Origin of the sequence: Saccharopolyspora sp. SCSIO 74807, from assembly GCF_037023755.1 — a bacterium.
Taxonomy (GTDB): domain Bacteria; phylum Actinomycetota; class Actinomycetes; order Mycobacteriales; family Pseudonocardiaceae; genus Saccharopolyspora_C; species Saccharopolyspora_C galaxeae.
The window spans coordinates 1,381,893-1,401,782 of the sequence record NZ_CP146100.1 but is presented as its reverse complement, the minus strand read 5'-3'; the positions used below and the strand labels follow the sequence as shown (position 1 = coordinate 1,401,782).

Annotated in this window: 16 protein-coding genes; 11 read left to right on the top strand and 5 right to left on the bottom strand. The window is 71.9% G+C overall.

All coding sequences use genetic code 11. From position 1 onward, the window contains the following. Positions 1-19 precede the first annotated feature (19 nt). The 4 genes from V1457_RS06165 to V1457_RS06150 all read right to left on the bottom strand — a co-directional run bounded on the left by V1457_RS06165 (position 20) and on the right by V1457_RS06150 (position 6,197). Positions 20-1,768: a serine hydrolase gene (locus V1457_RS06165; protein ID WP_338601272.1), complete on the bottom strand. Its 1,749-nt coding sequence runs from the start codon at positions 1,766-1,768 to the stop codon at positions 20-22. 33 nt (positions 1,769-1,801) lie between these two features. Beyond that, positions 1,802-3,049, bottom strand: a complete 1,248-nt coding sequence (locus V1457_RS06160) for a DUF1343 domain-containing protein (protein ID WP_338601269.1) — start codon at positions 3,047-3,049, stop codon at positions 1,802-1,804. Between the two features lie 4 nt (positions 3,050-3,053). Continuing rightward, positions 3,054-4,853, bottom strand: a complete 1,800-nt coding sequence (locus V1457_RS06155; protein ID WP_338601266.1) for a glycoside hydrolase family 3 N-terminal domain-containing protein — start codon at positions 4,851-4,853, stop codon at positions 3,054-3,056. A 504-nt stretch (positions 4,854-5,357) separates the two neighbouring features. After that, on the bottom strand, positions 5,358-6,197 hold the full coding sequence (locus tag V1457_RS06150; RefSeq protein WP_200068256.1) for an HAD-IB family hydrolase: 840 nt from the start codon (positions 6,195-6,197) through the stop codon (positions 5,358-5,360). Between the two features lie 607 nt (positions 6,198-6,804). On the opposite strand from V1457_RS06150, the gene ssd reads away from it, so the two are divergent. The 8 genes from ssd (at position 6,805) to V1457_RS06110 (ending at position 12,822) form a co-directional block, all read left to right on the top strand. After that, on the top strand, positions 6,805-7,917 hold the full coding sequence (ssd, locus tag V1457_RS06145; RefSeq protein ID WP_338601259.1) for a septum site-determining protein Ssd: 1,113 nt from the start codon (positions 6,805-6,807) through the stop codon (positions 7,915-7,917). Beyond that, complete coding sequence (locus V1457_RS06140; RefSeq protein WP_200068258.1) at positions 7,914-9,083, top strand: TadA family conjugal transfer-associated ATPase; 1,170 nt, start codon at positions 7,914-7,916, stop codon at positions 9,081-9,083. Before ssd ends, V1457_RS06140 begins: the two co-directional genes overlap by 4 nt. Continuing rightward, entirely contained in the window at positions 9,077-9,916 is an 840-nt protein-coding gene (locus V1457_RS06135; protein ID WP_200068259.1) for a type II secretion system F family protein, read from the top strand. Before V1457_RS06140 ends, V1457_RS06135 begins: the two co-directional genes overlap by 7 nt. Further along, positions 9,913-10,638, top strand: a complete 726-nt coding sequence (locus tag V1457_RS06130) for a type II secretion system F family protein (RefSeq protein ID WP_338601251.1) — start codon at positions 9,913-9,915, stop codon at positions 10,636-10,638. The genes V1457_RS06135 and V1457_RS06130 overlap by 4 nt, the downstream gene beginning before the upstream one ends. A gap of 235 nt (positions 10,639-10,873) precedes the next feature. Next, a complete protein-coding gene (locus V1457_RS06125; protein ID WP_338601248.1) occupies positions 10,874-11,014 on the top strand; it encodes a DUF4244 domain-containing protein in 141 nt (46 codons plus the stop codon). Positions 11,015-11,100: 86 nt separating this feature from the next. After that, positions 11,101-11,445: a TadE family type IV pilus minor pilin gene (locus V1457_RS06120; RefSeq protein ID WP_200068262.1), complete on the top strand. Its 345-nt coding sequence runs from the start codon at positions 11,101-11,103 to the stop codon at positions 11,443-11,445. Continuing rightward, the gene (locus V1457_RS06115; protein ID WP_200068263.1) at positions 11,442-11,807 is read left to right on the top strand and encodes an Rv3654c family TadE-like protein; all 366 of its coding nucleotides are present in this window, start codon (positions 11,442-11,444) and stop codon (positions 11,805-11,807) included. Before V1457_RS06120 ends, V1457_RS06115 begins: the two co-directional genes overlap by 4 nt. Before the next feature lie 307 nt (positions 11,808-12,114). After that, positions 12,115-12,822, top strand: a complete 708-nt coding sequence (locus V1457_RS06110; protein WP_338601241.1) for a bifunctional DNA primase/polymerase — start codon at positions 12,115-12,117, stop codon at positions 12,820-12,822. 138 nt (positions 12,823-12,960) lie between these two features. Here the strand turns inward: V1457_RS06110 and V1457_RS06105 are convergent, their stop codons facing one another. Beyond that, entirely contained in the window at positions 12,961-15,339 is a 2,379-nt protein-coding gene (locus V1457_RS06105) for a DEAD/DEAH box helicase (RefSeq protein WP_200068685.1), read from the bottom strand. Between the two features lie 571 nt (positions 15,340-15,910). Here V1457_RS06105 and V1457_RS06100 point away from each other — a divergent pair. The 3 genes from V1457_RS06100 (at position 15,911) to V1457_RS06090 (ending at position 19,817) form a co-directional block, all read left to right on the top strand. Continuing rightward, positions 15,911-18,223 carry a sodium-translocating pyrophosphatase gene (locus V1457_RS06100; RefSeq protein WP_233626737.1) on the top strand — a complete coding sequence of 771 codons (2,313 nt, stop codon included), beginning with the start codon at positions 15,911-15,913 and terminating at the stop codon, positions 18,221-18,223. Between the two features lie 225 nt (positions 18,224-18,448). Next, positions 18,449-19,144: a hypothetical protein gene (locus V1457_RS06095; RefSeq protein WP_200068266.1), complete on the top strand. Its 696-nt coding sequence runs from the start codon at positions 18,449-18,451 to the stop codon at positions 19,142-19,144. 88 nt (positions 19,145-19,232) lie between these two features. After that, the gene (locus V1457_RS06090; RefSeq protein WP_200068267.1) at positions 19,233-19,817 is read left to right on the top strand and encodes a hypothetical protein; all 585 of its coding nucleotides are present in this window, start codon (positions 19,233-19,235) and stop codon (positions 19,815-19,817) included. Positions 19,818-19,890 lie beyond the last annotated feature (73 nt).

Sequence of the window (19,890 nt, the reverse complement as noted above, 5' to 3'; positions counted from 1 at the left end):
GCGCCGAGTCCGCGCGGGCTCAGCGGTGCACCGGCGCCCAGCCCCGCGGGTCGAAGCCCTGCGGCTCGCGCTCGCCGTCGAGCAGCGTGCGGTCCCGGTCGGCCACCGAGATTCCGTCGACCAGCACGCCCCGCCCGGTGTACTGCTTGTCCGGCGCGTAGCGCCAGCGCACCTGGACGTGCTGGCCGGGCTGAGCGTCCACGGTGCCGCGCACCTGCCACCACGCGCGGTGGCCCGATCCGGCCAGCGACTGCTGCGGCCCTTCCGGTGCACCCGGCCCGTTCGCGGTCACCGGCACCGGCCGCCAGCTCGCCCCGCCGTCCACACTGGACTCCAGTAGCAGCGGGTCGGCGCCGTCCGGATCCCGCTGGGTGTCCACGAAAGCGTCGAACGACACCTCCGCCTGCCCGGCCACCGGCCCGAGGTCCCGGGTGCGCAACGTCGCCGGAGCCGCCGCGGGCGCGCCCCACGACTCCGACCCGCGCTCCGGGCGCACCGCCAGCGCCTCCGCCATCGCCTGCGCGATCGCCTCCCGCGCCGGGTTGTTCGAGCCCCATTCCCGCGTCGGGTGCACCCGGTTGGTCAGCAGCACCACCACCGAACGCGAGTCCGGGTCCAGCACCAGCGAAGTACCGGTGAAACCGGTGTGCCCGGCCGTGCGCGGGCCGCTCAGCCCGGCCATGTACCAGCGCTGGTCCAGTTCGAAGCCCAAACCGTGCCCGTCGCCGGGGAACGCGCCGTTGTAGTCGGTCAGCATCCGCTCGACCGTCTCCGGCTGCAGGATCCGCTGCTCGCCGTAACCGCCGCCGTTGACCAGCGCCTGCCCGAGCACGCCCAGGTCGTGCGCGGTGGAGAACAAGCCCGCTTCACCGGCCACGCCGCCCAGCGACCAGGCGTTCTCGTCGTGCGGCTCGCCGCGGACCATGCCGCGCGGGGGCTCGGTCTGGAACTCGGTCGCCGCGATGCGGTGCAGCTCGCTCGGCGGCGGGTTGTAGCCGGTGTCGTCCATGCCCAGCGGCCCGGTGATGCGTTCGCGGACCACCTGGTCCAGCGGCGCATCGGCCATCCGGGACACCAGCACGCCCAGGGTGATGAAGTTCGGGTCGGAGTACTGGTAAGCCGTTCCCGGCGGCTTCTCCGGGCTCAGCCGCATCACGTGCGGGATCCGCTCCTGCGGGGGCAGCTTCCACAGCTGCACCTCGGACGGCAGCCCGGAGGTGTGCGTGAGCAGCTGCCGGACGGTGATCGACTGCTTGCCCTGGCCGCCGAACTCCGGCAGGTAGTGCGCCACCGGGGTGTCCAGGTCCACGTCGCCGTCCTCGACCTGCTGCAGCACCGCGATCGAGGTGAACAGCTTCGTCAGCGACGCCACGTCGAAGATCGTGTCCGGGCGCATCGGCTCCTGCTGCTGCGGCGGCAGCTCGGTGCCCTGCGCGTCGGAGTAGCGGACCTCCTTGCCGAACGCCTCGTGCCGCACCACCACGCCGTCGTGGGCCAGCAGCGCCACCGCACCGGCGAACATCGGGTGCTCGCGCCCCGGCGTCGGCCCCGTCCAAGCCCCGATCCGTCGCAGCGCGTCATCGATCGGCGCCGCCGCGAGCCCGGCCTGCTCCGGGGAACCCGGCCGCAGCACGGTCTCCGCGGAGGAGAACCCGTCCTGCGGGCGGTCGAAGCGGCCGCCCGCGCCGACCGGCGGCGAAGCGCACGCCGGTCCCGCGGCCGTCGCCGTGATCGCCGTGAGGACCAGAGCCAACAGCGTTCCGCGCATCAAGACCCACCCTCGTCAGCAATGAGCACGCGCTCACCGGTACAGCAGGAAACGCTCCCGCAGGCGCCGGAACTCGGCCAGTTCCGCGTCCCACGAGCCGACGATCTCGTCCACGCCCGCGCCCGCGTCGACCATGGTGCGGACCCGGTCGGTGCCGGCCAGCTTGTCGATCATGCCGTCCGGGCGCCAGCCGAAGACCGGGCCGAACAGCCGCTTCGCCGTGACCAGCATGGTGATCGCGATGCGGATCGCGTCGACCTCTCCGCCGCGGTGCAGCTGCACGCCGCCGCAGGTGGCGCCGGCGTGCTTGCCGAACTCGGGCACGAAGTAGGTCTCCCGGAAGCGGAGACCCTCCAGCCCGGCGGCGTTCAGCTCGTCCGCCCAGCGCCAATCGATCCCCGGCGCCCCGATGATCTCGAACGGGTGCGTGGTGCCGCGCCCCTCGGACAGCACGGTGCCCTCGAACAGCCCGGTGCCCGGGTACACCATCGCGGTGTCCGGCGTCGGCATGTTCGGGCTCGGCGGCACCCACGGCAACGCCGAGCCCGCGGCACGACCGCGCCATCCTTCGGCGCGCACCACCGACAGCCGCTGGCCGAGCGGCGGGTCGAGGTACTCGGCGTCGAACATGCGGGCAAGCTCGCCGAGCGTCATGCCGTGCTGCTGCGCGATCGGCAGCGCACCGACACCGGAGGCGAACCGCATGTCCAGCCGCGGACCCGCCACTTGCGCACCGATCGGGTTCGGCCGGTCCAGCACGACGAACTCGGCGCCGGTGCGCGCGGCTGCGCGCATCGCGGTGTACATGGTCCACACGTAGGTGTAGAAGCGGGCGCCGACGTCGGCGATGTCGAACACCACGCGCTGCACACCGGCCTTGCCGAACATGCGGGCCAGCTCGTCCGCGTTCGCGCCGTAGGCGTCGTAGACCGGCAGGCCGGTGCGCGGATCGGTCACGTTCCCCTCGGAGCCACCGGCCTGCGAGGTGCCGCGGAAACCGTGCTCGGGACCGAACACGGCGGCGATGTCCACCGCACCGGACGCGTGCATCGCATCGACGATGTGCTGCAAGGAAGCCAGCACGCCCGTCGGGTTGGTGATCAGTCCGACCCGGCTGCCCGTCAGCGGCTGCCAGTTCTGCGCGGCCAGCACGTCCGCGCCGGTGCGCACCGCGCCGCCGTCGATCCGCTCCTGCTGCGGGGCCGCGCACGCGGCACCGGCGCCCACCAGCGGCGCCGACAGCGCCGTGGAAGCCAGCAAACTCCTCCTGCTCAGCGGCATCGCACTACCAGCTCAATCCGTGTCCGAGCGGGAAGCGGTCCGCACCCGCGCCGTCCGGATCCGGCACCGGGACCGGCAGCTTGCCCTGCGGAGCGATCTCGCCGAACAGCACCTTCGCCAGCGATTCCATCGCCACCGGCTTGTCCGAGTACGTCGCCAGCCAGGTCGGCACCTGCTCGGCGTACGCGGCGTCGTACGGATCCCGCACGGCCGCGGCGACCACCGGCACGTTCGCCCGCTGCAACGCGCGCACGAGCTCCTGCTGGGCGGCGTTGTCCGCGTCCCACGCCGCGTTGGTCAGCACGACCGTCACGTCGTTGCCCTTCGCGGCCTGCACCGCCTGCGAGATCTGCTGCTGGGTCGGTGCCTTCCCCGTCGGTAGCGAGGTCGCCTGCGGCCCGCGCGCCCGCACGCGATCCGCCAGTGCCCCGGTCGCGTCCTCTCCGGCGCCGGTGACCAGCATCTTCCCGGGCTTCTGCCGCATCGGGAGCTGACCGGCGTCGTTGCGCAGCAGCGTCGTGGTCCGGTCGGTGATCCGCTGCGCCTGCTGCGCGTGCTCCCGGCTGCCGACGACCCGGTCCACGCGGCCGGTGTCCACGAACGGCGCGTCCAGCACGCCGCGCTTGCGCTTCATCTCGAGGATCCGTTCGACGCTCGCGTCGATGCGGTCCTCGGTCAGCGCGCCGGTGTGGACCGCGTCCAGCACCCCGTCGATCGCGACCTGGAGGTTCTGCGGCATCAGCAGTTGATCCGCGCCCGCCCGCAACGCCAGCACCGGGATCTCGGCGTCCGGGTGCTTCGCCCGCACCCCGTCCATCTGCAGGGAGTCCGTGGTGATCACGCCCTTGTAGCCCAGCTCGTCGCGCAGCATCCCGGTCAGCACCGTCGGTGACAGCGTCGAGGGCTCACCGGAGGAATCCAGGTTCGGCACCACGATGTGCGCGCTCATCACCGCGTCCGTGCCCGCCTCGATCGCCTCCCGGAACGGCGGAGCGTCCAGCCGTTCCCACTGCTCGCGGGTGTGCTCGATGACCGGCAGGTCGGTGTGGCTGTCCTGGTTGGTGTCCCCGTGCCCGGGGAAGTGCTTGGCGGCCGCCGACACGCCGGCGGCGCCCGGGTCCTGGTAACCGTGCACGGCCGCTCCGGTCAGCCGCGCCGCCAGCTGCGGGTCGGACGAGAACGAACGCACCCCGATCACCGGGTTGGCCGGGTTCACGTTGACGTCGCCGCTGGGCGCGAAGTCCTGGTTGAGGCCCATCGCGCGCATCTCTTCGCCGGTGATCCGCGCGGACAGGCCGGTGTCGGCCGCGCTGCGGCCGGCGCCGAGCGCCAGGTTCCCCGGCAGCTGCGTGACCGGTTCCGGCAGCCTGCTCACCTGGCCCTGCTCCTGGTCGGTGGAGATCAGCAGCGGTATTCCGGCACCGGAGGAGGTAGCCGCCCGCTGCACGCCGTTGGACAGCTCGGCGATCTGCCGCGGTTCGTACAGGCTGTCGGTCCAGCTGAAGTGGATCAGCCCGCCCGGGTGGTAGCGCTGCACCACCTGCGCCGGGGTGTCCACGCCGAACTCCTCGCGGTTCTGCGGGTGCGGGGTGTCCGCGTCGCGGCCATAGGCGTAGGTGACGAACAGCTGGCCGACCTTCTCCTCGAGGCTCATCGCCCGCACCTTCTCGGTGACGGCGGGGTCGACCTCGCTGTGCCGCACTTCCGGTGGCTGCGCGCCCGCGGACGAACCGCCGCCGATCGTCACCACCGCCGCTGCGCTGATCAGCACCGCCACGAGGCGGCGCGAACGGTTCGAGCCCACGGAACCTCCTGGGGCTGCTCGCCCACGGTCCCGGACGTCTTCGTGGGGTCGTCCAGTGGGCTCGGGTGGAAAGTCCTCCACGACAACGCGGATGGGATTCGGAAGTTACCCACCGTGCTGAGCCCGGTCAACGACATTCACCGGCAGGCCGCGCACGTTTCGCGCGGATTTCGCTGCGCACGAACGACGGCGCCCGCCGGCAGGCAGGCGCCGTCTTGCGTGAACGGACGGGTTACCAAGCGTGCAACAAGTGTCGTAACTCTTGGGCTAGGCGTCCGGCGTCCCGGTACGCAACCCGGTCGACGTTTCAGCCTCTCGTGGCGGCTGCGCGTGGGTGCTCCGTCCGCACGCACGGAGCCCGGTTCAGGGGGAGCGCCGCTTCTCCTACGCGTCGCCCCTGGCCGAGCCAGGGTCCGCAATTCCTTTGTAGTCGGCCGCCCCTGGCCGCTGCAAGGTCTCTGAATCGGTCGCGGACGGCCTCGATCACCTGGGATTTCGCTGCGTTCAGCGGTGCCTGCGCCAGTAGCGCAGACCCCACCAGGCCGCTCCGGCCGCGGCGACCGCGCCCATGCCGACGCCGGCCGCCGTCACTGCCGCGCGCGAAGGCGTGGGGAAGCGCGCGCGCAGCGAAACCGGCTGCTCGAACGCCAGCGACGGCCAGCCGCGTTGCGCGGCGTGCCTGCGCAGCCCGCGATCCGGGTTGACCACCGTCGGGTGGCCCACCGCTTCCAGCAGCGGCAGGTCCGTCACCGAATCCGAATAGGCGTGGCAATCCCGCAGGTCGTAGCCGTAGCGCTCGGCGAGGTCGCGGGCCGCGGCGGCCTTGTTCCCCGCCGAGCAGTAGAACTCGACCTCACCGGTGTAGCGGCCGTCGGCGACGACCATCCGGGTTCCGGCGGAATGCGTTGCGCCGAGCAGTTTCGCGATCGGCGCCACCACTTCTTCGCCGGAGGCCGACAGCACCACGATGTCGTGGCCCTGTTCCTTGTGCTCGGCGATGAGCTGGGTGGCTTCCTTGTAGACGAGCGGATCGACGATGTCGTGCAGGGTCTCCTCGACGATCGCGTTGACCTGCTCGACGTCCCAGCCGGTGCACAGCGAGGTGATGTGCGCGCGCATCCGGTCCATCTGGTCGGCGTCCGCGCCTGCCAGCATGAAAACGAATTGTGCGTAGGCGCTTTTCAGCACCGCCCGGCGGTTGATGAGACCTTCCTGGAAGAACGGCCTGCTGAATGCGAGCGTGCTCGATTTGGCGATGACCGTTTTGTCCAGGTCGAAGAATGCCGCCGTCCGGGGTCCGGTGGCGGTCGGGGGGTTCGCGGGCGCTGTCACGTCGCACAGCATACGACCGGACCCCGGCGCGGCGGGCGATGCGCGGCGCGCGGGCCTGCTTCACTGCGAGTGGCCGACTTCGGCTCGTTGCAGTGAGTTCTCGCCACGTTCGGGCAGTGGATCGGGCGTGGCGTTTCCAGAAGGCGCGACAGGATGCTTATGTTCGTCCTAATGGACGGGACGCGAGTGGGGGAGACCGGGCGCTAGAGTATGGGGGTCCGGGAACCGGACGGGTTCAGCTCGACCCCCCGGAGCTGAACTCTCGGCGACCCCCGTCCTCCCCCTGGCGGGGGTCGTCCGCATTGTCGGGGGCGATGTTCCCGGCCGCGTCCGGTGCGGACGGTTTCCGAGCAAATTATTCCAGGCTTCAAGTAGTTTCCGCGGTGCGCGGGCACTTCTTTTCGGCTCCCTGCGCTGGTCGGGCCATTTCCGGTGAACCCTTCACGGTTGATCGCTTAATCGGGTGAAGAAGTTGTCCACAAGGTGCCGGTCCATCCACAGATTCCGGAATTCGGTCTGGGCGCCGCCGCCCGGCCGCTGCAACGTGGACGTCGAGCGGGAATTCCGCCGGTCCCGGCGAATTCCTCCCGCGAGCCCTGCGACCGGAACGGGTGCCGGCATGCCCACCTCGACCACCGCACCACCACTGCTCGTCAGCCAGGACGACGACCTGGCCGCGGAGATCACTCGGTTGACCGCCGTCGCGGGCTGCGACCTGCGGCGTCGCGCCGACCCGGCGGAGACGGGGCAACTCTGGCGCGAAGCGCCGCTGGTGCTGCTCGACGACCGCACGGCGGCTCGTGCTGCCGCGGCCGGTATGCCGCGAAGATCAGCGGTCCTGCTGGTCTCCCGCACGCAGCGAGCGGAGCGGTGGCGGTCCGCGTTCGAGATCGGCGCGGACGCGGTGCTGCAGTTGCCCGAGCAGGAAGCGCAACTCGTCGAGCTGCTCGCCGAGGCCGTCGACGCTCCCGCGTCCGGCGCAGGACGGGTGCTCACCGTGCTCGGCGGAACCGGCGGCGCGGGTGCCTCCACGTTGGCCGCGGCGGTCTCCGTCGTCGCGGCACGCCGCGGCGACCGCGCGTTGCTGCTCGACTGCGACCCGCTCGGCGGCGGGTTGGACCTGACCGTCGGTGTGGAGCGCACGCAGGGGTTGCGCTGGTCCGGACTGGCGATCAGCGGTGGCCGCGTGGCGGCCGGTGCGCTGCGGGAGGCGCTACCGGGACAGCGGGTCGGTTCCGGCGCGCTCACCGTGCTCTCCTGCGACCGAGACGGCGCGGCCAGCGGACTCACCGCGCCGTCGGTGCAAGCCGTGCTCGCCGCCGGTCGCCGGGGCGGTGAAACGGTCGTGTGCGATCTCCCGCGGGATCTGTCCGAGCCTGCTTGCGCGGTGCTGCGCGCCGCCGATCTGACCGTCCTGGTCGTGCCCGCGCAGGTCCGGGCGTGCGCGGCCGCGGCGAGCCGGCTGCGGGTCCTGCGGGAACGCGCTTCCGCACCGGTGCGGCTGGTGATCCGCGGGCCTGCGCCCGCCGGGCTCCGCGTGCGCGACATCGAGCTTGCGGTGGGCGCGCCGGTGCTCGCGGTGCTGCGAACGCAGGCGGGTCTGCCGGGAGCCGTCGACAAAGCGGGACTGTGCGGGACGCGGGCGAGCAGCCGGGGAGCGACGGCCAGAGCAGCGGCGGAAGTCCTCGAGACCTTGGATGATCAGCGAGCCCCGGAACGGGTGGCGTCATGAACACCGACTTGATCGAGCGGGTGCGCAACCGCCTCGCTGGCGGCGGCACGCCGGTGAGCCCTTCGGCGGTGGCGGCCGCGGTGCGCGAGGAAGCGGGCGGTCCGGTGGCGGACGCCGACCTGCTCACCGCTTTGCGGTCGCTGCAACAAGAATTCCTCGGTACCGGCGTGGTCGAGCCGCTGCTGCGCGATCCGGAAGTCACCGACGTACTGGTGACCGCACCGGACGAGGTCTGGGTGGACCGCGGCGACGGGTTGTGCCGCTCCGCGGTGACGTTCTCGGACGAGGAGGCGGTCCGCAGGCTCGCGCAACGGCTCGCCGTGGCCACCGGCAGGCGGTTGGACGAAGCGCAACCGTGGGTCGACGGCTGGCTTCCCGGAGCCGGTGCGGGCGAAGCGGTCCGGATGCACGCGGTGCTGCCGCCGATCGCCGTGAACGGGACGTGCTTGTCGTTGCGGATTCTGCGGCCCGCCTCGCACGGGGTGGATGCGCTGCTGCGGATGGGCACGTTCTCGCCGGAACTGGGCGCGGTGCTGCGCTCGATCGTGCGGGCGAGGCTGGCCTTGCTCGTGACCGGCGGCACCGGCGCCGGGAAGACGACCCTGCTGGCCGCGCTGCTCGGCGAGGTTTCCGCGGCTGAGCGGATCGTCTGCGTGGAGGAAGCGGGTGAGCTCCGCCCGCGGCATCCGCACGTCGTCCGGCTGCTGACCCGGCCCGCGAACGTGGAGGGAGCCGGTGAGGTGCGGATGCGGGATCTGGTGCGGCAGTCCCTGCGGATGCGCCCGGACCGGTTGATCGTCGGCGAGGTGCGCGGCGCGGAGGTGTGCGAACTGCTCGCCGCGTTGAACACCGGCCACGAAGGCGGTGGAGGGACCGTGCACGCCAACTCCCCGGAAGAGGTTCCGGCCCGGATGGAGGCCCTGGCCGCGCTGGGCGGTATGGCCCGGGAGGCGTTGCACAGCCAGCTGGCCGCCGCCGTGCAGGTGGTGCTGCACGTGCGCCGCAGCGCCGATCGCGGCAGGCAGTTGGCCGCGATCGGTGTGTTGCGCCGTGAACGGGACCGAGTGTCGGTCGTGCCGGCCTGGCGGTGCGACGACGGTTGGATCGAGGGGCGTTCGGAACTCGCCGGGCTGATCCGTTCGCGGGGAGGTGCGGCGCCGTGCTGACTCTGCTGCTGCCTGCCGCGGCGTTGCTCGGATGGCCGGACCTGCGGGCGCACCACCGACTGCTACCCAGGCGTGAAGTTTCGCTGCCGCACCGGAATCCGGTTTCGTCGTTGCGGATCGGCGCGGTTCCGGCCGCCGCGCTGCTCGGACTGCTGCTCGCCGGTGTCGGCGGATTGCTGGCGGCGAGTGCGCTGACCGCGCTCGGCGTGTGGTGGTGGCGTACCCGCGGCGGGTACCGCCTGCGGTTGCAGCGCTCGGCGGCGCTGGCGGCCGGATTCCGGTTGCTGGTCGCCGAGCTTCGAGCGGGGTCGCACCCGGCCGCCGCCGCGGAAGGGGCGGCCGTGGACGCGGATTTTCCGGTCGCCGCCGTGTTCCGCGACCTGTCCACCACGGCAAGGATGGGCGGCGACGTCGCATCCGTGCTCACCGCAGCAGGTGCGGGCGCCGAAGCGGTGGATCGCCGCGTGTTCCGGTTCGGCGAGCGAGCTGCGCCCGTCGATCCCTTGGCACGGGCCGGCAGAGCGTGGGCGTTGGCCGAACGTCACGGCGTCGCCCTGGCGGAGCTGCTGGACGCGGTGCGCCGCGATCTCGAGCACCGAGTGGCGTTCGCGCGGGAGGTCGAGGCGAAGCTGGCCGGTCCGCGAGCCACCGCCGCGGTATTGGCGGGTTTGCCGTTGCTCGGCTTGCTGCTCGGGGAGGTCTCGGGAGCGACTCCGCTCGCGGTGCTCACCGGAGGTCTCTTCGGGCAGGCCGTGCTCGTGCTCGGAGTGGCACTGCTGTGCGCGGGTGTGCTGTGGACGGTCCGGCTGACCGAGTCGGTGGTGCGGACATGAGCGCCCTCGAACCGGTGTTGCTCGCGGTCGCGCTGCTGTTGTTGCCCGTCCGATCGGCGCGGGTCGCCGTGCTGCGCCGGAGGGGCGAAGCTACCGCTGCCGGGCAGCCGAACTCCGTCACGCGGCTGTTGTCGAGATGGCCGGAACGAGCCAGAGCTCCCGTGGCTGCGGCTGCGTCCGGTGCCCTCGGCGCTGCCGTCGCCGGGGTGATTCCCGGTGCGGTGCTCGCTGCGGCCGTCTTCTGGCTGGTGCTTCGCGCTCGGGCCGGACCGCCGGACACCGATCCGCTGGAGCTGGCCGCGGGGTGGGATCTGCTGGCGGCCGGGATGCGTGCAGGGCTGCCGCTGGTCGTGCTCGTGCGGGCGGTGGCCGCGGAACTCGCTGGTCCGGCGGGTACCGCGCTGCGCGAGGTCGCGGGGCTGCTCGAACTCGGGGCCGACCCGGCCTCGGCGTGGGAACCGGCGCTTCGCCATCCCGGCACCGCCGAACTCGCCCGCGCGGCCCGCCGCAGTGCGCGGACCGGCAGTGCGTTGGCCGAGGTCGCCGACGGCCTGGCGGCCGAAGCGCGAACCGCGGTCGCCGACCGAGCCCAAGCAGCAGCTCAGCAGGCCGGGGTGTGGATCACCGCGCCGCTCGGCTTGTGCTTCCTGCCCGCGTTCCTGTGCCTGGGCGTGGTTCCGGTCGTGGCGGGGATGGTGCAGCGGCTCGCCGCGACCTGGTGAGCAGGCCGGATTCCGTCGTGCGGCGAGACATTCGTTGCCGACAACCGGCCCGGCAAGCCGCGAAAAGCGATGCGCGGTGCCGGGCGAACGACAACACGAGAAAGGCGGGAGCATGACCCCGATTCCCACGAAGATCAGCTGCACGGTGCCTGCCGGCGATCGCCGCACGAGCCGCTCCGGACTCAGCCGTCGTCGATTGCGGAGTCTTCGAACGCTGTTGCACGGCGACCGCGGTATGAGCACCGCCGAGTACGCCATCGGCACCGTGGCGGCGGCCGCTTTCGCAGCGCTGCTCTACACCGTCGTCACCGGCGACTCGGTGACGGCCGCGCTCACCGGGCTGGTCGAACGTGCATTGCAAGGCAGTGTCCCGTGATCGCGCGGCGAGCGCTCCCGGTCGGTTCGGGCGGCCGGGCGGTCCCGGCGGCGCGAAGTCCGGATTCCTTTTCCGACCGCGGTGCGGTGACGGTCGAGGCGGCCCTGGGCGTGGGCGCGGTCGTAGCGGTGTTCGTGCTCGTGCTGACCGCCATGAACATGGTGCTCGGGCAGGTCCGGTGCACCGACGCCGCGGTCGAGGCCGCTCGGCTGGCGTCCAGGGGAGATCGCGAGCAGGCCGACGCAGCGGTGCGGCGGTTGGCCCCGCCGGGCGCGAGCTTGGCGATCTCCGTTCGGGACGACCAGGTGACGACCGAGGTGAGCGCTCCACCGGTGGTCGGTTTCCTGCCCGCCCAGTGGTGGACCAGTCGAGCCGCGGCAGTGCTGGAACCGGGTGCGGCCGGGTCCGGTCCGGCGGAGCCCGCGCGGTGAGCACCGGTGCCGGCGGCCGGGATGCCGGTGTCGCCACGGTGCTCGCCGCGGTGCTGATCCTCGGATTGCTGGTCATCCTCGGGTTCGGCCTGGCACTCGGCTCCGCCGTGCTGGCCAGGCATCGCGCGGAGGGGGCCGCCGACCTCGCCGCGCTGGCCGCTGCATCGCACGCCACCGCGGGCGGCACGGCGGCGTGCGAGCAAGCGGAACGGGTGGCGCGCGGGATGCACGCGAGCGTGCTCGACTGCCGACTGTCCGGCCCGGATGCGCGAGTGATCGTCGCAGAACGCACTTCCGCCCTGCCCGGGTTGCTTTCATCCCAGGTCAGCGCCAGGGCAAGGGCGGGGCCGGCACCGCGCTGAACGCGAGTGGCGTGTTCCGGGTGCGCGCTCAGCGGTCACACGTCCCCGGGCGGCGACCGGTTGCCGTGGTCGCGCGGCCGGGAACGCCCACCCCGGCATATCAGTGCCTCTGGTCCCGTTCCCGACGTTCGTCGCCGCTGAACGACCGTTCGTCGCCGCGGGGGTATACGCGGGTGCGCCTTGTGACGTTGATTGAAAGTGCGAGTTGCGGGCAAGAGTTCCGACAACGTGGTCGGGCTCGCAGGTGGATCGCGATACCGCGGGAAACCGTTGCCGAGGCGCTCGCCGTTGTTGAGGAGGAGAGGGAATGGACTGGTCGGCGGACGAGCGGCCCGGTGTTGCTACAGGGACCGGTGTCGCTCCAGAGACCAGTGTCGCCGGTTCCGGCACCGGCGGTTGGCGCGGAGCGGCCGATTGGGCCGGTGCGTTCCGCATCGAGCTGCGGGTGCAAGCGATCGAGCTGGCCGCGCGCAGCTGGCCGGTGGTGCCCGGCACGTTCCCGGTCGCTGCGACCGGGAGATGGTCCGGTGGTGGCTCCACCGGCCCGGTGCCCGTGCACGAGGACTGGCAGGGCCGGCGGAGCACCGACGCGGACCAGGTCGCGGCCTGGTTCGGTGAGCGGCCGTACAGCCTGCTGATCGCCACCGGTGACGAGGTGGAAGCACTCGAGGTCGGTGCCGAGCTCGGGCGGCGTGCCGCGCGGGCGCTGCGCTCGATGGGCGCTCCGGCACCGATCGTGGCGACTCCGGACGCCCGCTGGTACTTCCTGGCCGCCGGTGGCCGTGCTGCCGCGGTGTGCCCCGAGCTCGTCACCGCGGGAGCGGTGCGCAGGCACACCGCCGGAAGCTGGCTCCCGGTGCCGCCGAGCACTTTCCACCACGGTGTCGTGCACTGGCGCGTCAAGCCGGAGGTCTGCGGGTGGCGGCTACCGTCGCCCGAGGTCATCGGCGATGCGTTGCGCATCGGTGCGGACACCGCCGAAGACGTGGCCCAGCTCGTCGTGGCCGGCAACTGACGGTCGGCGGCGACCGCGAAATTAGCCGCGGGCAACTGGACGTCCGACCCGTCCAGGGGCACCCCCGATGAGACGTCCGGCGGTGGGAGCGAGCGGGACCGGCGAACCCGCTCGCTCACCCGACCCGCCGCCGTCGTCTCAGCCCCGCCCAGCGGCTTCCCCGTGCGCGGTCGAGAGCACGTCGAGCACAGCCACCGCCCCCGCCTTGTCCAGCGGTTCGTTGCCGTTCCCGCACTTCGGCGACTGAACGCAGGACGGGCACCCCGCCGGGCACCCGCAGGAGACGATCGCCTCCCGCGTCGCGGCCAACCAGGGGAACAACGCGGCATAGCCGCGGTCGGCGAAGCCGGCACCCCCCGGGTGACCGTCGTGCACGAACACAGTGGCTCGTCCGGTGTGTTCGTGCCGGGCAGTGGAGACACCACCGATGTCCCACCGGTCGCAGGTCGCGAACAGCGGCAGCAGGCCGATCGCCGCGTGCTCGGCGGCGTGCAGCGCGCCGGGGATGCGTGCCGGGTCCAGCCCGGCCCTCCCCGGCGCGCTGCCGGTAAGCAACTCGTCGGAGATCGTGTACCAGACGGCGCGGGTCACCAGGTTCCGCGCGGGAAGCTCCAGCGCCACCTGGTCGAGCACCTCGCCGGACGGCAGTTTGCGCAGGTAGCCGACGACCTGCGAGGTGACTTCCACGTCGCCGAGGCAGACCGTCACCCCCGGGGCGACCATCCGTTCCTCCACGGTGCGCAGCACCGAGATGTCCACGACGTCGCGCGGCGAAGTGGTCCACTCCGGGTTCTCCGAGTGCACCAGCGCCAGCCCGCTGTCCAGGTCGAGCTCGTCGACGACGAACGACTGGCCCTGGTGCAGGTGCACCGCACCGGGATGCACCATCGAGCAGGCCGATTCCGGGTCGACGGTGCCCAGCATCCGCCCCGAGTCGCCCTCCACCACCGCGACCTGCTGGCCTCCTGACCCGCGCAGCTCCACCGCCCCGTGCGGCCGATCCTTCGCGGTCCAGTACCAGCCGCGTGGCCGTTTGCGCAGCACACCTTCGTCGGTCAGCGCCTCGACCGCCGCCCGCGCGGGCGCCCCGCCGAAGATCTCGAACGATGATTCGTCCAGCGGCAGCTCCGCGGCGGCGCAAGCCAGGTGCGGTTCGAGCACGTACGGGTTCGCCGGATCCAGCACCGTCGATTCGACCGGCCGGTCCAGCACCGCGGGCGGGTTGTGCACCAGGTAGGTGTCCAGCGGATCATCCCGCGCGACGAAGATGACCAGCGCGTCCTCCCCATCCCGCCCGGCCCGGCCCGCCTGCTGCCAGAACGAGGCCAGCGTTCCCGGATACCCGGCCACCACCACGGCGTCGAGCCCCGCGATGTCCACACCCAGTTCCAAGGCGTTGGTCGCCGCCACCGCGAGCAGTTCCCCGGACAGCAACGCCCGTTCCAGCCAGCGCCGGTCCTCGGGGAGGTAACCGCCGCGGTAGGCGGCGACCTTGTCCGCGAGTTCATGGTCCACTTCGGACAGAGCGCGCCGGGTGGACAGCGCGGCCAGCTCGACGCCGCGCCGCGAGCGGATGAACGCCAGCGTCCGCGCGCCCTCGATGACCAGCTCGGTCAGGATGCGCGCCGCCTCGGTCCCGGCCGCGCGACGCACCGGCGCGTCGTTCTCGCCCGCCAAGTCGTCCAGCAACGGCGGTTCCCACAACGCGACGGTCCGCGAACCCCGCGGTGAACCGTCTTCGCTGATCGCGTGGCACTCCACCCCGGTGAGCCGTTCGGCGAGCGCACCGGGATCGGCCACCGTCGCCGAGGCCAGCACGAACACCGGGTCCGACCCGTAGTACCGGGCGATCCGCCGCAGCCGCCGCAGCAGCAGTGCCACGTGGGAACCGAACACGCCGCGGTAGGTGTGGCACTCGTCGATCACCACGAACTTGAGGTTCCGGAAGAACCGCGCCCATCGCGAGTGCCGGGTGAGCACGCCGTGGTGGAGCATGTCCGGGTTCGTGAAGACCCAGCGACCGTGCGCGCGAACCCAGTCCCGTTCGACCTTGGGCGTGTCCCCGTCGTAGGAGCTCGCACGCACTCCTTCGAGCCCTTCACCGCAAAGCTCCTCCACCGCCCGGAGCTGGTCGGCGCCGAGCGCCTTGGTCGGGGACAGGTACAGCGCGGTGCTCCGCGCGTCCGACAGCAGCTCGGCGAGCACGGGGAGCTGGTAGATCATCGACTTGCCGGAGGCGGTGCCGGTGGCCACCACGACGTGCTCACCGGCCCGCGCCGCTTCGGCCCCTTCGGTCTGGTGCGACCACGGCAGCTCCGCGCCGCGGGCGCGCATCGCGGCCACCAGCTGTTCCGGCGCCCAGTCCGGCCAATCCGCGTGCTTGGCCGGGCGTGCTGGTGTCTGCTCGACGTGGCGCAACGGGGACTCGTCGGCAGGCACTCCGGCCAGCGCGCGATCGAGCAGCCGTCGCCCGCGGCCGTCCCGGTCCCGGCCGGTGTCCGCCTGGCCTGCACCCATGTGCGCTGCGTTCACGTCTTCGAGCCTCGCACAGGGCGCACGCGGCACCGCACACGTGTGTGCATACCCGGTGATGATCTCGATCGAGTGATCTTGCGCGGCTGCGGGCCGTTCGCTGAGCGCGGTCGTTTCGTCCGGCCGGCGCGCGCGGCTTCGTCCCCTTCGCGTGGTTGCGCCGACCGGGTGAGCGCGCGACACGCCGGACGGAGCTCCCGAGCGACACGCGATACCGGAAGTCACCCGTTCGGTCCACGTCAAGATTTGCCCGAACGGGCGATCAAGGCCGCACTGTATCGATCATGAAATAACGAATCCGCACGTCGATGCGAGGCACGCATCACACGGTGAAGTAAGACACTTCGAGCCTGAATAGACTCCCCGCCCACGACTTCGTCGCGCGCGGCCCCCGGCGGGCCGGGCGTCGGCGGGGAAGTATCGAGCGTCGGAGCGGACGCAGCACCGCCCTCTCCGGCGCGCCACTGAGCACATTCGAGGAGGACGGATGTCCCTGCTGACGCCGGCCCAGCCAGGTTGGGCCGCTCAGGGCACTGCACCACCGAGCTCGACGCAGATGAACCTCGCGCAAGCCGCTCCCGGCGGCGGTCTGGATCTCAGCGGCGCGGACTACGCCGTGGTCGGTGTCGTCATGGTCATCGCCCTGGCCGCGCTGGCCTTCGGCTACGTGCTGATCAAGGAGGTGCTGGCGGCCGGTCAGGGATCGGCCAAGATGCAGGAGATCTCCCGAGCGGTCCAGGAAGGTGCCGCCGCGTACCTCAACCGCCAGTTCCGCACCCTCGCCGGGTTCGCGGTGGTGGTGTTCCTGGTGCTGTTCGCGCTACCCGCCGACAGCGCCGCCGAGCGGATCGGCCGATCGATCTTCTTCCTGTTCGGTGCCGCGTTCTCGGCGGCCATCGGTTACCTCGGGATGTGGCTGTCCACCCGCGCGAACGTGCGGGTCGCGGCGGCCTCGAACGACCCGGGTGCGGGCAGGCAGACGGCGATGAAGGTGGCGTTCCGCACCGGCGGTGTGGTCGGCATGACCACGGTCGGCCTTGGCCTGTTCGGTGCGTCCCTGGTGGTGCTGGTCTACGCCGGTGAAGCACCGCGGGTGCTGGAGGGCTTCGGCTTCGGCGCCGCCCTGCTGGCGATGTTCATGCGGGTCGGCGGCGGCATCTTCACCAAGGCCGCCGACGTGGGTGCCGACCTGGTCGGCAAGGTCGAGCAGGACATCCCGGAGGACGACCCCCGCAACGCCGCGACCATCGCGGACAACGTGGGCGACAACGTCGGCGACTGCGCGGGCATGGCGGCGGACCTGTTCGAGTCCTACGCGGTCACGCTGGTGGCCTCGCTGATCCTGGGCACCGCCGCGTTCGGCCTGAAGGGTCTGCTGTTCCCGCTGATCGTGCCCGCGATCGGCGTGGTCACCGCGGTCATCGGCGTCTACATCACCAGGGCGCGGGCCGCCGAGAGCGCGCTGACCGCGATCAACCGCTCGTTCTACATCTCGGCGGGCATCTCCGCGGTCGCGTGCGCGATCGCCGCGCTGCTGTACCTGCCGACGTCGTTCTCGCAGTTGGCCGGGGTCTCCCCGGAGATCAGCAACAGCCCGGGCAACCCGGCGCTGATCGCGCTCGCCGCGGTGATCATCGGCATTCTGCTGGCCGTGGTGATCCTGAAGCTGACCGGCTACTTCACCGCCACCGAGCACCGGCCGGTGCAGGACGTCGGCAAGTCCTCGCTGACCGGCCCGGCCACGGTGATCCTCACCGGCCTGTCCGTCGGGTTCGAGTCCGCCGTCTACACCGCTTTGGTGATCGGCGCGGCGGTCCTCGGTGCATTCCTGCTCTCGGGCACGTTGACGGTGGCGCTGTTCGCGGTCGCGCTGGCCGGCTGCGGGCTGCTGACCACGGTCGGCGTGATCGTCGCGATGGACACCTTCGGACCGGTCGCGGACAACGCGCAGGGCATCGCCGAGATGTCCGGCGAGTTCGAGGGCGAGGGCGCCAAGATCCTCACCGAGCTGGACGCGGTGGGCAACACCACCAAGGCCATCACCAAGGGCATCGCCATCGCGACCGCGGTGCTGGCGGCGACGGCGCTGTTCGGGTCGTACCAGGACGCGATCACGAAGGCCGCCCGCAACGTCGGAGAGGCGATCAGCGCGGCCGACTACCAGGTGTTCGCGCCCAACGTGCTGGTCGGCATCGCGATCGGGGCGGCCGTGGTGTTCCTGTTCTCCGGGCTCGCGATCAACGCGGTGTCCCGCGCGGCAGGCGCCGTGGTCTACGAGGTGCGGCGCCAGTTCAAGGACAACCCGGGGATCATGGACGGTTCGACCCGGCCGGAGTACCACCGCGTCGTCGACATCTGCACCCGCGACTCGCTGCGCGAGCTCGCCACCCCCGGTCTGCTGGCGGTGCTGGCGCCGATCGCGGTGGGCTTCGGGCTCGGCGTCGGTCCGCTGGCCGGTTACCTGGCGGGCGCGATCGCCGCCGGCACCCTGATGGCGATCTTCCTGGCCAACTCCGGCGGTGCGTGGGACAACTCGAAGAAGCTGGTCGAGGACGGCTACCACGGCGGCAAGGGTTCCGAGGCGCACTCGGCGACGGTCATCGGCGACACGGTCGGCGACCCGTTCAAGGACACCGCTGGACCGGCGATCAACCCGCTGATCAAGGTGATGAACCTGGTCTCGGTGCTGATCGCGCCTGCGGTGGTCACCCTGACCATGGGCGACTCGGCCTCGCGGCCGGTGCAGATCGCGATCGCGGTCGTGGCGGCGCTGGTGATCGTGGGCGCGGTCGTGGCGTCGAAGCGGCGCAGCACGGCCATCGCCGACGAGCCTGCCGACGAGGGCAAGGTCGTCAACGGCGCGGCCTGACGAGCCGTCCTGGCGGGGCGTCCGGCGCGGCCGGGCGCCCCGCCTTTTTCGGTGCTGACGGGCGAAGTGGGCGGCTTGTGCGTTGTCCCGCCGCACATCCTTCTCCGACGAGTCCGCAGTTCCGTGCGCAGCGATGAAGGTCCAGTGCGCCCCCGGCCTGCCGGTCGCGGCCGCGGGTGCGGGACAGTCGGGGCGCACGGTGAAGCAAACCCCAGGGGAATGCGCATGAAGATCCGTTCGACCTCCGTCGCGGTGCTCGCCGCCGTCCCGCTGGCGCTGGCCGGTTGTTCGCAGGGACCGCAGCCGCCGGAGCAGCCGCCGCAGCAGCCACCGGCTCCGCAGCAACAGCAGCCCGCCCCGAACCAGCCGGCGAAGGTCAGCGCCGAGGGCGTGGCGTGGACCGGCAAGCTGTGCGGCCTGGTGGGCAGCTTCTCCGCGTCGCAGCAGCAGGCGCCGCAGGTGGATCGCAGCAACACCGACGCCTTCAAGAACTCCTCGGTCGCCCAGATGACCGCCGCCGAGCAGGCCGCGAACCAGACGGTGACCGGGCTGCAGCAGATCGGCCCGTCTCCGATCAAGGGCGGCGACCAGGTCGCGGGCACCTTCGTCGACGGGTTCTCGCAGGTGCGCGACATCTTGAGCACGGCCAAGGGCAAGGCCGAGCAGGTCGACTCGCACGACAAGCAGGCGTTCACCGCGGGCATGACCGGTGTGCAGGACGAGCTGAAGAAGGGGCAGCAGCTGGACTTCAGCGCCCAGTTCGAGCAGTTCTCCAAGAACGCGGAGCTGAACCAGGCGGCGACGCAGGCTCCGGAGTGCCAGCAGCTGACCGCGCAGGCTCAGCAGCAGGCCCAGCAACAGCAGCAGATGCAGCAGCAACAGCAACAGCAGCAGCAGCCGGCGCCCCAGCCGCCGCGCTGATCGACGCGGTGCGCCCGGCCGGGCCCGAGTAGCCCGACCGGGCGTACCCACTGGTCAAGCTCGAACGACTGTTCTACGATCATGGATCGTGGACCAGCTGTCCTTCTTCTCGGCGGAGGCCCGCCACCCCCGCGTGGCCGATCTCGCGGGAATGCTGTGCGGGCCGGGCCAGGCGGTGGGCTTCGGCCGCGGCACCGCCGCCCGGCTGTCCGTCGTGGTCGCCGACGACTGGCGCGCCCGCTCGCTGGTGCGTGCCTGCGAGGAGCGCGGGGTCGGCGCCGAACTCGACCGCTCCGAAGCCGATCACCCGCTGGTGCGCACCGCGTTCCGCGCCGACCTGACCGAGCTCGCGCGCGATTGGCTGCGCGGCGCGATGAAGTCGGTGCCCGCCGATTTCGCCCCGGACGGCGCCGCGCTGCGGATCTGGGCGCTCACGGCGGGACGCCCGGTGCCCGGCGGTTACCTGCTCGGCCTGGATCCGCACGCGCCGGACACGCACGAGCCGTTGACCTCCGCGCTGTCCAGGGCAGGACTTCCGACGCGCTGCCTCGGGCCGCGCGCCGGCGGTCCGGCGTTGCGCGTCACCGGGCGGCGCCGCATCGAACGCCTCGCCGAACTCGTCGGCCCGACACCCGATGGTGCGATCGAGCGCACGTGGCCACTCGTTTCGTGACGCTTCACCGCAGGCAGTGACAGGTCACGCAACGGAACACGTTCCTCACCCGATACGTTCGTACGGGACGGAA

Excerpts from the sequence above, each read along its gene's own strand:
- V1457_RS06165 (WP_338601272.1), bottom strand. The coding sequence starts at position 1,768 with ATGCGCGGAACGCTGTTGGCTCTGGTCCTCACGGCGATCACGGCGACG.
- V1457_RS06160 (WP_338601269.1), bottom strand. The coding sequence starts at position 3,049 with ATGCCGCTGAGCAGGAGGAGTTTGCTGGCTTCCACGGCGCTGTCGGCG.
- V1457_RS06140 (WP_200068258.1), top strand. The coding sequence starts at position 7,914 with ATGAACACCGACTTGATCGAGCGGGTGCGCAACCGCCTCGCTGGCGGC.
- V1457_RS06100 (WP_233626737.1), top strand. The coding sequence starts at position 15,911 with ATGAACCTCGCGCAAGCCGCTCCCGGCGGCGGTCTGGATCTCAGCGGC.
- V1457_RS06130 (WP_338601251.1), top strand. The coding sequence starts at position 9,913 with ATGAGCGCCCTCGAACCGGTGTTGCTCGCGGTCGCGCTGCTGTTGTTG.
- V1457_RS06125 (WP_338601248.1), top strand. The coding sequence starts at position 10,874 with ATGAGCACCGCCGAGTACGCCATCGGCACCGTGGCGGCGGCCGCTTTC.
- ssd (WP_338601259.1), top strand. The coding sequence starts at position 6,805 with ATGCCCACCTCGACCACCGCACCACCACTGCTCGTCAGCCAGGACGAC.
- V1457_RS06105 (WP_200068685.1), bottom strand. The coding sequence starts at position 15,339 with ATGGGTGCAGGCCAGGCGGACACCGGCCGGGACCGGGACGGCCGCGGG.
- V1457_RS06150 (WP_200068256.1), bottom strand. The coding sequence starts at position 6,197 with ATGCTGTGCGACGTGACAGCGCCCGCGAACCCCCCGACCGCCACCGGA.
- V1457_RS06095 (WP_200068266.1), top strand. The coding sequence starts at position 18,449 with ATGAAGATCCGTTCGACCTCCGTCGCGGTGCTCGCCGCCGTCCCGCTG.
- V1457_RS06110 (WP_338601241.1), top strand. The coding sequence starts at position 12,115 with ATGGACTGGTCGGCGGACGAGCGGCCCGGTGTTGCTACAGGGACCGGT.